Source organism: Streptomyces sp. NPDC053367 (assembly GCF_044545925.1).
Classification (GTDB): domain Bacteria; phylum Actinomycetota; class Actinomycetes; order Streptomycetales; family Streptomycetaceae; genus Streptomyces.
In genome coordinates, this window is record NZ_JBITYN010000001.1 from 948,083 (window position 1) to 962,837 (window position 14,755).

A 14,755-nucleotide genomic window follows, 5' to 3' on the forward strand; every position below is an offset into this window, starting at 1 on the left:
ATTGATCTCGATTATGCCACGCCGTCCTGGCGATCGAGGACGCTGGCCAGCGCCTGCTCGAAGCCGGAGGCCTTGCCCGCGGCGGCCGTCGGATCCTGCTGCCGGACGTCGATGACATGCCCCGTGAGCTCGGACAGCAGCACGTCGAGGGAGGTGCGGGCGACGGCCTCGGGGGACAGCAGACTGTCCGCCGGCTCCTGCCCGAAAGCCTTCGTCCGCATCGGCGTGGCGGTGCGCTCGGGGTTGATGCAGTTGACCCGGACGCCGTCCACGGCCCACTCGTCCGCCAGCGCCTGGGTGAGATTCACCATGGCCGCCTTGGTGGAGGAGTACAGGCTGTATTCGGCGCGGCCGCGGGTGTAACTGCTGGAGGTGTACAGCAGCAGCTGCCCCTTGGTCTCGGCGAGGTATTTGTACGCCGACCGCGCGATCTGCACCGGGGCGAGATAGTTCACCCGCAGGGCCTCCTGAATGGCGGCGTTGTCGGTCTCGGCGAGTTTGCCGATGCGCAGGACGCCCGCGGTGTTGACGACGTAGTCGACGCGCCCGGTCTCGGCGTACGCCTTGGACAGCGCGTCGTCCACCTCCTCGGGGTTCTCCACATGGGTGCCGGTGGTGGAGCGGCCGAGCGCGTACACCTGGGCGCCGTAGGACCCGGCGAGCTCGGCGATGTCCCTGCCGATGCCGTAGGAACCGCCGAAGACGACGACGGTCTTGCCGGTCAGCAGTTCGCGGTAGGCGTCCTCGCCGGTCGGCTCGGGCGCGGCGGTGGAGCCGAGCTGGAAGAGCTTGTCGGCGATGAAGACGTCGACGGGCTGGGTGACCTTCATGTTGTACTCGTCACCCGCCACGACGTGGATGGGCACGTCCGGCAGATATTTCAGTACGACGGAGCAGTCGTCGGTGGCCTGGAAGTGCGGGTCCCCCGCGGCGATCTCGTAGGCGTGGCGGATCGTGGACAGCTTGAACGCCTGCGGGGTCTGGCCGCGGCGCAGCCGGGAACGGTCCGGGATCTCGGTGATGAACTCGCCGTCCTCGCCGTGCGTACGCGTCACGATGATCGTGTCCGCGGACGGGATCGCGACGTCGACGGCCTGGTAGCGCTCCAGCGCGGCGACACAGTCGTCGATGACGCGCTGTGACAGCAGCGGGCGTACGGCGTCGTGGAACAGGACGTTGAGGTCCTCGCCCTCGGCCAGCCCCTCGCCCAGGGCCGCGATGGCGCGCTCGGTGGTCTCGTTGCGGGTGGCGCCGCCCTCGATGATCCGGCGGACTTTCCGGAAGCCGGCCTTGGCGACGATCCGCTCGACGTCGGGCACATAGCCGGGCGCCATCAGCACGATGACGTCGTCGACGGAATCCGCCTTCTCGAAGGAGGTCAGGGTGTGCTCGATGACCGCCTTGCCGGCGATCTTCAACAGCTGCTTGGGGATCGACAGACCCACGCGCTGACCGGTACCACCGGCGAGGATGACGGCGGTCGTACGGGGTTTGGCTAGCGGCTGGGACACAGGTGACCTACCTCGGGGCGACAGGGACTTCGAAATCGTCCCACTCTCCGTCACCGCGATGCAAGGCGGGTGTCCTTCAGCTCATATGCACACGCAACCTGCCATTCACCTTGGGCTCACGGCGATTGACGGTCCGGCGGATCATTACCGAGCGAAGGCCATGGAATTCCTGTGAGTTACTCCACTCCCCTTGGCGGAAACGGATCTTCACTCCATGGCGCCCCGGTGCAGGTGTTCTTCATATACCGCACCGGTTCGTTGCGTACATGCCGAGAACGCGGCGCGCCCGTACGGGCGATTCCCGCGGAATTCTGCAACTCGATTCCACCGCATTCGACTTCTCGTACGACGCCCCCGCCGACCGGGAAGTCGCCCGTACGGCTCACAGGTCCACGTCGCCCGTACGGCTCACCCGACCCGCACCGCACGCCGGGCCCGTCCGCGTCCCCCCGCGGCCGGTCCGGGCGACGAAAACGGGCGGCCCGCGCAGAACGCGGACCGCCCGACACGCCGAGGCCTCTAGAAGGGCTCGAAGTCGTCGAACTCCTGCTGCGCCTCGTCGCGTTCGGCCTGCTTGTCCCGGCGCCGCTGCGCCGCGGGCCGCGCCGTGTCGAGGCGGTGGTCCTCACCGCGCCGGCCCAGCATCTCGGCGCCGGCCATGACCGACGGCTCCCAGTCGAAGACGACCGCGTTGTCCTCGGGACCGATGGCGACGCCGTCGCCCGAGCGGGCACCGGCCTTCATCAGCTCCTCCTCGACACCGAGGCGGTTGAGCCGGTCGGCGAGGTAACCGACGGCCTCGTCGTTGTTGAAGTCGGTCTGCCGCACCCAGCGCTCCGGCTTCTCGCCGCGCACCCGGAACAGCGGCTCGCCGCCGACCTCTTCGCGTACGACGGTGAAGCCCGCGTCGTCCACGGCCTTGGGCCGGATGACGATCCGGGTCGCCTCTTCCTTGGGCTTCGCGGCACGCGCCCGGCCGACCAGGTCGGCCAGCGCGAAGGACAGCTCCTTCAGGCCGATGTGCGCGACCGCGGAGACCTCGAAGACGCGGTAGCCGCGCGACTCCAGGTCCGGCCGCACCATCTCGGCGAGGTCCTTGCCGTCCGGCACGTCGATCTTGTTCAGCACGACGATCCGCGGCCGGTTGTCCAGCCCGCCGTACTGCCTGAGCTCCGCCTCGATGACGTCCAGGTCGGAGACCGGGTCGCGGTCGGACTCCAGCGTCGCGGTGTCCAGCACGTGCACCAGCACCGAGCAGCGCTCCACGTGCCGCAGGAACTCCAGGCCCAGGCCCTTGCCCTGGCTGGCGCCCGGGATCAGACCCGGCACGTCGGCGATGGTGTAGACGGTGTTGCCGGCCGTCACCACGCCCAGGTTCGGCACGAGGGTGGTGAAGGGGTAGTCGGCGATCTTCGGCTTGGCCGCGGACAGCACCGAGATCAGCGAGGACTTGCCCGCGCTCGGGTAGCCCACCAGCGCCACGTCGGCGACGGTCTTCAGCTCCAGGACGATGTCCTGCAGGTCGCCCGGCTCACCGAGCAGCGCGAAGCCGGGCGCCTTGCGGCGGGCGGAGGCCAGCGCGGCGTTGCCGAGCCCGCCCCGGCCGCCCTGCGCGGCGATGTAGGAGGTGCCGTGTCCGACCAGGTCGGCGAGGACGTTGCCCTGCTTGTCGAGGACCACGGTGCCGTCCGGCACGGGCAGGATCAGGTCCTGGCCGTCCTTGCCGGAGCGGTTGCCGCCCTCGCCGGGCTTGCCGTTGGTGGCCTTGCGGTGCGGCGAGTGGTGGTACTCGAGCAGCGTGGTCACGGACTGGTCGACGGTCAGGATGACGTCACCGCCCCGCCCGCCGTTGCCGCCGTCCGGGCCGCCGAGCGGCTTGAACTTCTCGCGGTGGACGGAGGCACAGCCGTGACCTCCGCTACCCGCGGCGACGTGCAGTTCGACGCGGTCCACGAAGGTGGTCATGGTGGGTGCCTCCAGATACGAGCGGGATTCTCTGCTGCGTGTTGCGCTTGTTCAACAACAACACGCGAAAGGCGGACCCGCCTTCCCGACCGGGAAGTGAGGTCCGCCTCGCGGAACGAGTTCAGAACGGATGTTCAGAACCAGGCGTTCAGGTCGAAACCGTGAATCAGACGTTCAGGCCGAAACCGTGAATCAGGCGATTCAGGCGACCGGGACGATGTTCACGACCTTGCGGCCACGGTGGGTGCCGAACTGCACCGCACCGGCCTGCAGGGCGAACAGCGTGTCGTCGCCGCCACGGCCGACGCCCGCACCCGGGTGGAAGTGCGTGCCGCGCTGACGGATCAGGATCTCACCGGCGTTCACGACCTGACCGCCGAAGCGCTTCACGCCGAGCCGCTGGGCGTTGGAGTCGCGACCGTTCCGGGTGGACGATGCGCCCTTCTTGTGTGCCATTGCTCAGTCCCTCTTTACTTCGCGGCCGTCGGGATGGACGTGACCTTGATCGCCGTGTACTGCTGGCGGTGACCCTGGCGACGGCGGTAGCCCGTCTTGTTCTTGTAGCGCAGAATGTCGATCTTCTGGCCCTTGTGGTGGTCCACGACCTCGGCCTGGACCTTGATGCCGGCCAGCACCCACGGGTCGCTGGTCACGGCGTCGCCGTCGACAACGAGCAGGGTCGAGAGCTCGACCGTGTCGCCAACCTTGGCGGTGGAAATCTTGTCAACCTCGACGACGTCGCCGACAGCAACCTTGTGCTGGCGACCGCCGCTGCGCACGATGGCGTACACGCGGATCTCTCTTTCGCTCGGAACGGCACCCCGCAGGCCAGCCGCCCGGCGGACAGCGCGGACGACCTCTCCCGACCACCGTGTGCCCGGGAGGAAGAGGTTTACGGGGATGTGGCGTGCTCGATGGACACGCCGACGGCCAAGGTTACGGGGCAGCGGCCGAGGGGGTCAAACCGGGCCGGGCCCCGCGGGCGTGCGGTCGGTCACGCCGGGCGGGCGTCCCTCGATCAGGACGCCCGCCCGACGGCCGTCGCGCTCAGCCCTCGTCGGTGGAGGCCGTGACGGTGGGCTGCGTCTGCTGCTCCGCCGCCACGGTCTTCTTCGACGCGGTCTTCTTGGTGGCGGTGGCCTTCTTGGCCGCCGTCGCCTTCTTCGCCGTCGTCTTCTTGGCGACGGTCTTCTTGGCCGTCGCCGTCTTCTTGGTGGCCGCCTTCTTCGCGGTGGCCTTCTTCGCCGTCTTGCGCGCGGCAGCCTTCTTGGCCGGGGCGGCCTCCTCGACGGCCTCGGCCGCCTCCTCGGCACCCGCGGGGGCCTCGACGGCTTCCGGCGCCTCCACGACGGCTTCGGCCGCGGCGGCCCCGGCTGCGGGGGCCTCGGCCTCAGCGGCCGGTGCCGCGGGGGCCTCCGCCGCGGGGAGGACCACCACGGCGGCCTCCTCCGGCGCGGTCGGCGCGGTGGCCTTGCGCACGGCCCGGCGCCGCGGACGGGCCGGGGCGGCGCTCTCCTCGGGCGCCTCGGCGACCGGGGCCGGCTCGGCGGCCACGGGGGCCTCCGGCTGGGGCTCCGGCTGAGGCGGCGTCACCGGCGCGGCCGGCTCGACCGTGACCACGGCGGCCTCCGCACCCGCGGGCGAACCGGCCGGCGCGGACACCTTGCGGGTGGCGCGACGGCGCGTACGGCCCTTGGGCGCTGCCTCCTCGGCGGCCGGCGCGGCGTGCAGCGTCGGGTCCTCGACGGCGGCCGGCTCGGACTGCGCCTGGGCGGCGGACTCCGGCTGCACCGGACGCGCCACCTCCTCGGCGACCGTCACCTGCTGGGCGGTCGGCACAGCGGCCTCCGCCGCGGCGGCGGCCTGACGCTCCGCGCGCTGCTCGCGCTTGGAGACGGCCTCCGCCTTGGGCGCACCCGCCGGGGCCGACGCCCTGCGGCTCGCCCGGCGACGGCTACGGCCACGGCCCGCGGCGGCCTCCGCCTCGGCGACGCTGCTGTACAGCTCCTCGTCCGGCGTGAAGTCGGGCGCGGGCAGCTCGACCGGCTGAGCGACCTCGGCGGCGACCTCGGCCGGCGTCTCGGTCTCCTCGGCCTCGGCCTCCTGCTCGACGGTCACCGCCGGCTCGACGGCCACGGCCTCGTGCTCGTGGTCGGCACCGGCGCGGGCGCGCTTACGGCGCTTGCCGCCGCCGCCCGCCGCGGTCGCCTGGTCCATGTGCACGATGACACCGCGTCCGTTGCAGTGGACGCAGGTCTCCGAGAACGACTCCAGCAGACCCTGGCCGACCCGCTTACGGGTCATCTGCACCAGACCCAGCGAGGTCACCTCGGCCACCTGGTGCTTCGTACGGTCCCGGCCCAGGCATTCGAGCAGGCGGCGCAGCACCAGGTCGCGGTTTGACTCCAGGACCATGTCGATGAAGTCGATGACCACGATGCCGCCGAGGTCGCGCAGCCGCAGCTGGCGCACGATCTCCTCGGCCGCCTCCAGGTTGTTCCTGGTCACGGTCTCTTCGAGGTTGCCGCCCTGGCCGGTGAACTTGCCGGTGTTGACGTCGATCACGACCATGGCCTCGGTCTTGTCGATCACCAGCGAGCCACCGCTGGGCAGCCAGACCTTGCGGTCCAGCGCCTTGGCGAGCTGCTCGTCGATCCGGTACGTCGCGAAGACGTCGACCTCACTGGTCCACCTGGACAGCCGGTCGGCCAGGTCGGGGGCGACGTGCGAGACGTAGCCGTGGATGGTCTGCCAGGCCTCGTCACCGCTGACGATGACCTTGGAGAAGTCCTCGTTGAAGATGTCGCGCACGACCCGGACGGTCATGTCCGGCTCGCCGTAGAGCAGCGTCGGGGCGTTGCCGCTCTTGGCCTTCTTCTGGATGTCCTCCCACTGCGCCTGCAGACGCTCGACGTCGCGGCGCAGCTCGTCCTCGCTCGCGCCCTCGGCGGCGGTGCGCACGATGACGCCCGCGTCCTCGGGGACGATCTTCTTGAGGATGGTCTTCAGCCGCGCCCGCTCGGTGTCGGGCAGCTTGCGGCTGATGCCGGTCATCGAGCCCTCGGGGACGTACACGAGGTAACGGCCCGGCAGCGAGACCTGGCTGGTCAGACGCGCGCCCTTGTGCCCGATCGGGTCCTTGGTGACCTGGACGAGCACGGACTGGCCGGACTTCAGGGCGGACTCGATGCGGCGCGGGCCGTTGGCCATGCCCAGCGCCTCGAAGTTGACCTCACCGGCGTACAGGACGGCGTTGCGGCCCTTGCCGATGTCGATGAAGGCGGCCTCCATCGACGGCAGCACGTTCTGGACCTTGCCCAGGTAGACGTTGCCGACGTACGACGTCGACTGCTCCTTGTTGACGTAGTGCTCGACGAGCACGTTGTCCTCGAGGACGCCGATCTGGGTGCGGTCGCCGTGCTGGCGGACGACCATCACGCGCTCGACGGCCTCTCGGCGGGCGAGGAACTCGGCCTCGGTGATGATCGGCACGCGGCGGCGGCCCTGCTCGCGACCCTCGCGGCGGCGCTGCTTCTTGGCCTCCAGACGGGTGGAGCCCTTGATGGACTGCACCTCGTCGGACGGCTCGGCCTTCGGACGGGGCTCGCGGACCTTGACGACGGTGCGCTCCGGGTCGCCCTCGCCGGGCTCGATGTCGGCGGCGGTGTCCCCGGCGCGGCGACGGCGCCGCCGGCGGCGACGGCTGGAGGAGCTGGACCCGCCGGGCTCGTCGCCCTGGTCCTCGGCGTCCTCTTCCTCCTGCTCGGCGGTGTCCTCGGCGTCCTGCGCGGCCTGCTCGGCGGCGAGCTCCTCGGGCTCGGCGTCACCGGGCTCGCCGGACTCGGCGTCGGCGGAGTCACCACGGCGGCGGCGACGGCCACCGCGGCGACGGCGACGGCGCGAACCGGTCTCCTCGGACTCCTCCTCACCGTCGGCGAAGTCCTCGGCGGCCTCCTCGGCCTCCTCCGGCTCCTCCTCGACGGCGGGCGCGGCCGCGGTCTCGACGGTGGTCTCGGTCTCGTCGCCGTAGCCGGTGCCCCGGCGGCGGCGACGGCGGCGCGGGGCGGCCGGCTCCTCGGCGAGCTCCTCGGCCTCGACGGCCTCGGGCTCCTCCGCGGACTCCGCGGCCGCTTCGGCGGCGGCCCGCTCGGGCGTCTGGAACTTCGGCTCGGTGAACACGGGCGCCTGGAACACCGCGACGGCGGGACGCGCCGGGCGACGGCGGGACGCGGGCTCGGCCTTCTCCTCGGCCTTCTCCTCGGCCTCCGCCTCGGCGGCAGCGGGAGCGGCGGACTGCGCGGGCTCGGCGAACCCGGTCGCGGCCTTGCGCACGACCCGGCGCCGGCGACGCGGTGCGGCGGCGTCCTCCTGCTCGGCGGCGGGAGCCTCGGGCGCGGCGGCCTGGGTCACGGGGGCCGCCTCGGCGACCGGCGTCTCGGGGGTCTCGGCCGCGACGGGGGTCTCGGCGGTCACCGGGACCTCGGCGGTCTCCTCCGGGGCGGCGGTGCGCCGGGTGGCACGCCGACGCGTACGGCGCGGAGCGGCCTCCTCGGCGGCCTCGGGCTGCGTGGGGGCCTCGGCGGCCTCGGGCTGCGCGGGGGCCTCGGCCTCGACGACCGGGGCGGCCTGCTCCTCGGCGGCCTCCGCCTGGGGCGCACCGGTCGGCGCGGTGGCACGGCGCGTCGCACGCCGACGCGGACGGGCGGCCGGAGCGGCCTCCTCGGCGGCGGCCTCGGCGGTGTCGAGGGCGGGCGCCTCGGCGACGGCCGGCTCGGCCGGCTCCTCCGGGGTCACGACCGTCTCGGCCTGCGGCGCCCCGGCGGGCGCGGTGGCACGGCGGGTGGCGCGCCGGCGCGGACGGGCGGCGGGGGCCTCCTCGGCGGCCGGCGCCTCGACGGCCTCGGCGGCAGGTGCGGGGGTCTCCTCGGTGGCCTCGACGACCACCTCGGCGGCCTGCGGCGCACCGGCGGGCGCGGACGCACGGCGCGTCGCACGCCGACGCGGACGGGCGGCCGGAGCGGCCTCCTCGGCGGCGGGCGCGGGCGCGGCGGCGGTCTCTTCGGCTTCAGGGGTCACGGCAGCCGTCTCCTCGGCGTCGGTCTCGGACTCGACGTCGAGGTCGGTCTGCGGCTCCGCGTCGGCCGCTACGGCCGGAGCGACGGTCTCCGCCGACGCCTCGGAGGTGGCGGCCGGCGGACCCGCCGGACGCGATGCGGCACGGCGCCGACGGCGCGGCGGCAGGGTGTCGCTGGGGGTGTTCGGTTCGGAACCCGTGGTGGGTTCGGTCGGCTCGAGCATGCGGGCGTATCTCCCGTCAGGCTCCCGGGCGCCGCGCATGGTCCGGCAGGTGGCCGGTGACGTCCGCGGCTCGCGCGGTGCGCGTGTGCCGCCGTCCGGGGCGCGGGCGCCGCACGGGAGCTCTCTGTGTCCTGTCTCGCCGGTTCCGTACGCCTTGTCGCGCACGGCCTGGCGAAAGTCTTGTGGTCGGTGCGCTGCCCGACCCAGGTGGCTCCCGAGTACGAGGGCGGCGCTTCGACGTGCGTCCCTTCGCGGGACCTTCCTTACGCCGGCGCCTTCGCGGTGGCAGTCGGAGCGGCCGGTGGGGCCGCTGCTGCCTCGCGGTCGGGCGCGAGCGGGTCGGTCACCGTGCCGGTCTCTTCATCGAGCAGCCCCTGCGCCAGCCTGGTCACCGCTGCGGGGACCGGCGGCGCCAGGTCGGCCACGGCGCGGAGACCGGACAGGACGTCGTCGGGTCGCACGGCAGGCGTCACGTGCCGAACAACCAGCCGCAGTATCGCACAGGGCTGGTCGGTCGGCCTATCAGCCGGCGAACTGTGCGTTTCAGTGCTTTCGTCCGCGCTCTCCAGGCCGACGACCGCGGAGCGGGCGTCGAAAGTGCGGACGCCGTTCTTGGTCATCCGCTGGACCTCGACGGTCTCGGCGCCGTTGAAGGCGGCGACCGCACGGGCCGCGTCGGCGGGGTCCACGCCGGGCAGGCGCAGCTCCCACACGGAGGCCGAGAGCCGGTCGGCGAGCCCCGACGTGCGGGCCTCGACCGCGTCGACGACGTCGAGGCCCGGGGGCAGCGACTCGTCGAGGAGAACGCGCAGGGTCTCCGGGTCACGCGCTTCGGTGAGCGCGATCTCCAGGTACTCCGCCTCACTGCCCGTGCCGGTGGGTGCGGCATTGGCGTAGGACACCTTCGGGTGGGGCGTGAAGCCCGCCGAATAGGCCATGGGGACCTCGGCGCGGCGCAGCGCCCGCTCGAAGGCGCGCTGGAAGTCGCGGTGGCTGGTGAACCTCAGGCGGCCGCGCTTGGTGTAACGCAGTCGGATGCGCTGCACCGCGGGTGCCGGCGGCGGGCCTTCAGGCTGTCGCTTGCCCAGTGTCCTAGTCCTTCGTGAGAACGGTCGTACTGCTTCCTAGAGTACGTGTCTCGCGGCCGGCAGGTTCCCGCCGGGCCACCTCGGGTGCTCTGCCGGGCTCCCCGAACAGCATCCGGCGGAAGTCGGCACGGGCCTGCCGGGCGGTGTCCCGGGCCGCTGCGAGCGCCTGCCGGGTCGCGCGGCGCACGCTGCGGGCGGCCTCGGCGGCGGGCCGCAGGACGGCGTCCCGTACGACATGTCCGACGGGGGTGAGGACCGTGCGGTAGACCCACCGCACCGGCTCGACGAAGATCCACCGCAAGAGCGTCGCGAGGAACCGGCCGACGGCCAGCGATATGTGTCCCGCCACCCGCCAGGCGTGTCCGAGCGCGGCGGCGACCTCCCGTCCGACGACGGCCAGCAGCCGCCCCACCGGCACGAGCAGGTACCGCCACACCGCGAGCGCCGGCAGCACCAGCAGGACCCGGGTGATCCAGTACAGCCCCACCCCGATGCCGGTGACGATCGCGGTGAGCAGCCACCACAGCCCCTCGGCGCACCAGGCCACGCCCCGTCCGACGGGCGCGAGCACCCATCGGTACAGCCACACGGCCGGCACGACCACCAGATACCGCACCAGCCAGGCGATCCCGGCGAACAGCGCGGCCCCGGCCGCCCCGAGACCCTTGAGCACCCACGCGATCCCCCGCCCGACCGGCGCGAGCACCCACGTGTACACCCCGACGAGCGCGGCCCCGATCCCGGCTCCGGCACCCCGTATCGCCCAGGCGAGGGCATGCCCGACCGGCGTGAGCACGGCCCGGTACAGCCACACCGCCGGCACGACGAGCAGCATCCGCCCGGGCCAGAGGAGTGCCTTGCCGACGGGCACGACCGCATACCGCCACAGCGCCACGAACGGCCAGACGAACAGCGCCCGCCCGACCCACAACAGCCCCCGCCCGACCGGCCGGAACACGGTGTCCGTCAGAAACCGCCAGGTCACGACAAGGGCGTCCCACACCATGCGCACCGGCACGACCAGCACCAGGACCACGACCCTGACGGGCACCCGGATCGCGACGGCGAGACACCCCTCAGGAGCCGACCGGCCATCCGGCCCACGGGCCGGCACGTCCCGCCCCACGGGCGATTTCTCGAACTCCATACCTGTCTTGACGCACCGGACCCGCAAATGGATCCCACCCCGCCCCGACGCCACCCGTCCGTGTCACGGGCCCGCGAGACCTGGTCGGAACCCGGCGGTCCGGTTGAAGCCGGTGATGTCGAGTTTCACGCCCTTCACGCTCTTGAGCGTCGTGGGGGACTCTCAGTGACTGTGCCCCTGCCCGCTCCCCGCAGGCTGCTTGACCGTCAGCGGCAGCAGCTTCTTGCCCGTGGGGCCGATCTGGATGTGGGTGTCCATGGCGGGGCAGACGCCGCAGTCGAAGCAGGGGGTCCAGCGGCAGTCCTCGACCTCGGTCTCGTCGAGGGCGTCCTGCCAGTCCTCCCAGAGCCAGTCCTTGTCGAGGCCGGAGTCGAGGTGGTCCCAGGGGAGGACCTCCTCGTAGGTGCGCTCGCGGGTGGTGTACCAGTCGACGTCCACGCCGAACGGGGCGAGGGCCTTGTCGGCGCAGGCCATCCAGCGGTCGTAGGAGAAGTGCTCGCGCCAGCCGTCGAAGCGGCCGCCGTCCTCGTAGACCGCGCGGATGACGGCGCCGATCCGGCGGTCGCCGCGGGAGAGGAGGCCCTCGACGATGCCGGGCTTGCCGTCGTGGTAGCGGAAGCCGATGGAGCGGCCGTACTTCTTGTCGCCGCGGATCTTGTCGCGCAGCTTCTCCAGACGGGCGTCCGTCTCCTCGGCGGAGAGCTGGGGCGCCCACTGGAAGGGGGTGTGCGGCTTGGGCACGAAGCCGCCGATCGACACCGTGCAGCGGATGTCGTTGGAGCGGGAGACCTCGCGGCCCTTGGCGATGACCTTCGTCGCCATGTCGGCGATCTGCAGGACGTCCTCGTCGGTCTCGGTGGGCAGGCCGCACATGAAGTACAGCTTCACCTGGCGCCAGCCGTTGCCGTACGCCGTCGCGACCGTCCGGATCAGGTCGTCCTCGGAGACCATCTTGTTGATGACCTTGCGCATGCGCTCCGAGCCGCCCTCGGGCGCGAACGTCAGACCGGAACGGCGGCCGTTGCGGGTCAGCTCGTTGGCCAGGTCGACGTTGAAGGCGTCCACGCGGGTGGAGGGCAGCGAGAGGCCGATCTTGTCGTCCTCGTAGCGGTCCGCCAGGCCCTTGGCGACGTCGCCGATCTCGGAGTGGTCCGCCGACGACAGGGACAGCAGGCCGACCTCCTCGAAGCCGGTCGCCTTCAGGCCCTTCTCGACCATGTCGCCGATGCCGGTGATGGAGCGCTCGCGCACGGGGCGGGTGATCATGCCCGCCTGGCAGAAGCGGCAGCCGCGGGTGCAGCCGCGGAAGATCTCCACCGACATGCGCTCGTGGACCGTCTCGGCCAGCGGGACCAGCGGCTGCTTCGGGTAGGGCCACTCGTCGAGGTCCATGACGGTGTGCTTGGACACGCGCCACGGCACGCCCGACCTGTTGGGGACCACGCGCGCGATCCGGCCGTCGGAGAGGTACTCGACGTCGTAGAACCGCGGGATGTACACCGCGCCCGTCCTCGCCAGCCGGAAGAGGACCTCGTCGCGGCCGCCGGGACGGCCCTCCGCCTTCCACTCGCGGATGATCTTCGTCATGTCCAGCACGGCCTGCTCGCCGTCGCCGATGACCGCCGCGTCGATGAAGTCGGCGATCGGCTCGGGGTTGAAGGCCGCGTGGCCGCCCGCCAGCACGATCGGGTCGTCGACCGTACGGTCCTTGGACTCCAGCGGGATGCCGGCCAGGTCCAGCGCGGTCAGCATGTTCGTGTAGCCCAGCTCCGTGGAGAAGGACAGGCCGAACACGTCGAACGCCTTCACCGGCCGGTGGCTGTCCACCGTGAACTGCGGGACGCCGTGCTCACGCATCAGCGCCTCCAGGTCCGGCCACACGCTGTACGTGCGCTCGGCGAGGACGCCCTCCTGCTCGTTGAGGACCTCGTAGAGGATCATGACGCCCTGGTTGGGCAGCCCGACCTCGTAGGCGTCGGGGTACATGAGCGCCCAGCGGACGTCGCAGCTCTCCCACTCCTTGACCGTGGAATTGAGCTCGCCGCCCACGTACTGGATCGGCTTCTGCACATGCGGCAGCAGGGCTTCGAGCTGCGGGAAAACCGACTCGACAGGCATCTCGCGAACCTTCATCAGCTGACTGGGGTGACCATCAAGCGTAACCCGCCCGGCGGACACTCCCGCACGCTCAGACGTCCGCCGCCGCCCGGGCCCGCGCCCACAGCCCCGGCAACGCCTCCTCGGCCCGCGCCGCGCGCAGCTCCTCCCGCCCGTACAGCACCCCGTAGGTGAAGGAGCTCTCCCCCGCCGCCTGCGCCTGCGCCGCCAGCTCGCGCAGCGCCTCGCGGGTCATCACGCTGTCCTGGTGGTCGCCGAGCAGTCCCTGCAGCGCCTTCATCGACCGGGCCAGTTTTGCCGCCGGGCCGCCCAGCGCCGCCGTCGCCGCCTCCGCCGAGTACCGCGTCCGCTTGGCCCGCTTGCGCGCCTCGTGCAACGCGACATCGCGGTCGTGGCCCGGCGGCAGCTCCATGGCCCGCTCCACCAGCGCCGACACCCGCGCCAGATCCTTGCGTACGGCCTTGGCGAGGACCTTGCGCGGTGCCCCGGCCGCCGCCTTCCTCAGCGGCGGTTCGGCGATCAGCGCGTCCAGTGCGTCGAGCAGCTCCAGGTACCGCTGTCCGTCCAGTACGGCGATCAGCCGCCGGTGCGATCCGCCGCTATGGGGCCCCGTCCAGGCCCGCAGCCGGTTGCGCACCGGCCCGGTCACCAGGGGGCGGGGCAGGGCTTCGAGCGCCGTGGTGATGCGCTCGGTCACCACCTCCCGATCGCGGTCGACGCCCAGCTCAGCCGCCAGCCACTTCAGCTCCTCGCCGACGGGGTCGGTGACCGAGCGGTCGAGGACTTTGCGGAAGGAGCGCAACGCGCTGCGCATCCGGCGGGTGGCGACCCGCAGGGCGTGCACCGAGTCGTCCGCCTCACGCCGTACGGCCGGGTCGAGCTCGACGATCGCGTCGCGCTGGGCGCGCAGGTAGGCCACGACATGGTCGCCGGCCGTCACCGGGGCCCGCTCGGCGGCGGCGCTCCCCTCGTGCTTCTTCTCCGGGCGCGGGCCCGTCTCCGCCAGCGCCCGGGCCAGCTTCGACGCGGACCCGGACGGCCGTACGCCCGCCCTGCGCAGCCGCTTGTCCACCTGGTCGAGGAACTCCGGGTCTCCCCCGTCGGCGAGTTCCACCTCGATCTCGGTCCACTGCGCCTGACCGCCGCTCCCGTCCAGCCGCTCGGCGTGCACGGCGTCCACGCCGACCTCGGCCAGGAGCCGCCCCTCCGCGTCGGTGAGGTCGCGCACATCGCGCTCGGAGCGCAGCCGTACGACGGGCACCAGCTCGGCGTCCCGGACCCGGGAGCGGACCAGCCCGGTGAGGGTGCGGGGCACGGCGTCGGACAGCGGGGCCCGGATCTCGTCCCGTACACCCGGGGCGACCGGGAACTTCAGATGCCAGCCGGCGTCGGAGCCGCCCGTACGGCGGCGCAGGGTGATGGAGGACGCGGCCAGACGGCCGTCGGCCGTGTCGTAGTAGGTGGCGTCCAGGTGCGCGACACCCTTGTCGATCACGGCCGCGACACCGGCGACTCCGGTCAGGTCGGGCAGGCCGCTGTCGTCGGACTCGTACTTCCGCTCGATCTCGCGCTTGATGTCCGCCATGAACCGAATCTAGTGGGCGCCCCGGCCGGGCGACAGAGCCCGA

The 14,755-nt window shown here is 72.3% G+C and carries 9 protein-coding genes; all 9 read right to left on the reverse strand.

Going from position 1 to position 14,755, the window contains the following annotated elements; all coding sequences use genetic code 11:
- Positions 1 to 11: 11 nt before the first annotated feature.
- On the reverse strand, positions 12 to 1,511 hold the full coding sequence (locus ACIGXJ_RS04390) for an SDR family NAD(P)-dependent oxidoreductase (RefSeq protein ID WP_399641466.1): 1,500 nt from the start codon (positions 1,509 to 1,511) through the stop codon (positions 12 to 14).
- Positions 1,512 to 2,030: 519 nt separating this feature from the next.
- On the reverse strand, positions 2,031 to 3,476 hold the full coding sequence (gene obgE / locus ACIGXJ_RS04395) for a GTPase ObgE (RefSeq protein WP_399641469.1): 1,446 nt from the start codon (positions 3,474 to 3,476) through the stop codon (positions 2,031 to 2,033).
- Between the two features lie 201 nt (positions 3,477 to 3,677).
- Positions 3,678 to 3,932: a 50S ribosomal protein L27 gene (gene rpmA, locus ACIGXJ_RS04400; RefSeq protein WP_205384449.1), complete on the reverse strand. Its 255-nt coding sequence runs from the start codon at positions 3,930 to 3,932 to the stop codon at positions 3,678 to 3,680.
- A 14-nt stretch (positions 3,933 to 3,946) separates the two neighbouring features.
- A complete protein-coding gene (gene rplU / locus ACIGXJ_RS04405; RefSeq protein WP_356685366.1) occupies positions 3,947 to 4,267 on the reverse strand; it encodes a 50S ribosomal protein L21 in 321 nt (106 codons plus the stop codon).
- Positions 4,268 to 4,523: 256 nt separating this feature from the next.
- Positions 4,524 to 8,774 (reverse strand): Rne/Rng family ribonuclease, encoded by a 4,251-nt coding sequence (locus ACIGXJ_RS04410; RefSeq protein WP_399641471.1) that lies wholly within the window; start codon positions 8,772 to 8,774, stop codon positions 4,524 to 4,526.
- Positions 8,775 to 9,037: 263 nt separating this feature from the next.
- Complete coding sequence (locus tag ACIGXJ_RS04415; RefSeq protein ID WP_399641473.1) at positions 9,038 to 9,820, reverse strand: TIGR03936 family radical SAM-associated protein; 783 nt, start codon at positions 9,818 to 9,820, stop codon at positions 9,038 to 9,040.
- A gap of 46 nt (positions 9,821 to 9,866) precedes the next feature.
- A complete protein-coding gene (locus tag ACIGXJ_RS04420) occupies positions 9,867 to 11,009 on the reverse strand; it encodes a hypothetical protein (RefSeq protein WP_399641475.1) in 1,143 nt (380 codons plus the stop codon).
- Between the two features lie 162 nt (positions 11,010 to 11,171).
- Entirely contained in the window at positions 11,172 to 13,127 is a 1,956-nt protein-coding gene (locus tag ACIGXJ_RS04425) for a TIGR03960 family B12-binding radical SAM protein (protein WP_399641477.1), read from the reverse strand.
- A gap of 70 nt (positions 13,128 to 13,197) precedes the next feature.
- A complete protein-coding gene (locus ACIGXJ_RS04430) occupies positions 13,198 to 14,712 on the reverse strand; it encodes a CHAD domain-containing protein (RefSeq protein ID WP_399641479.1) in 1,515 nt (504 codons plus the stop codon).
- Positions 14,713 to 14,755: the final 43 nt, after the last annotated feature.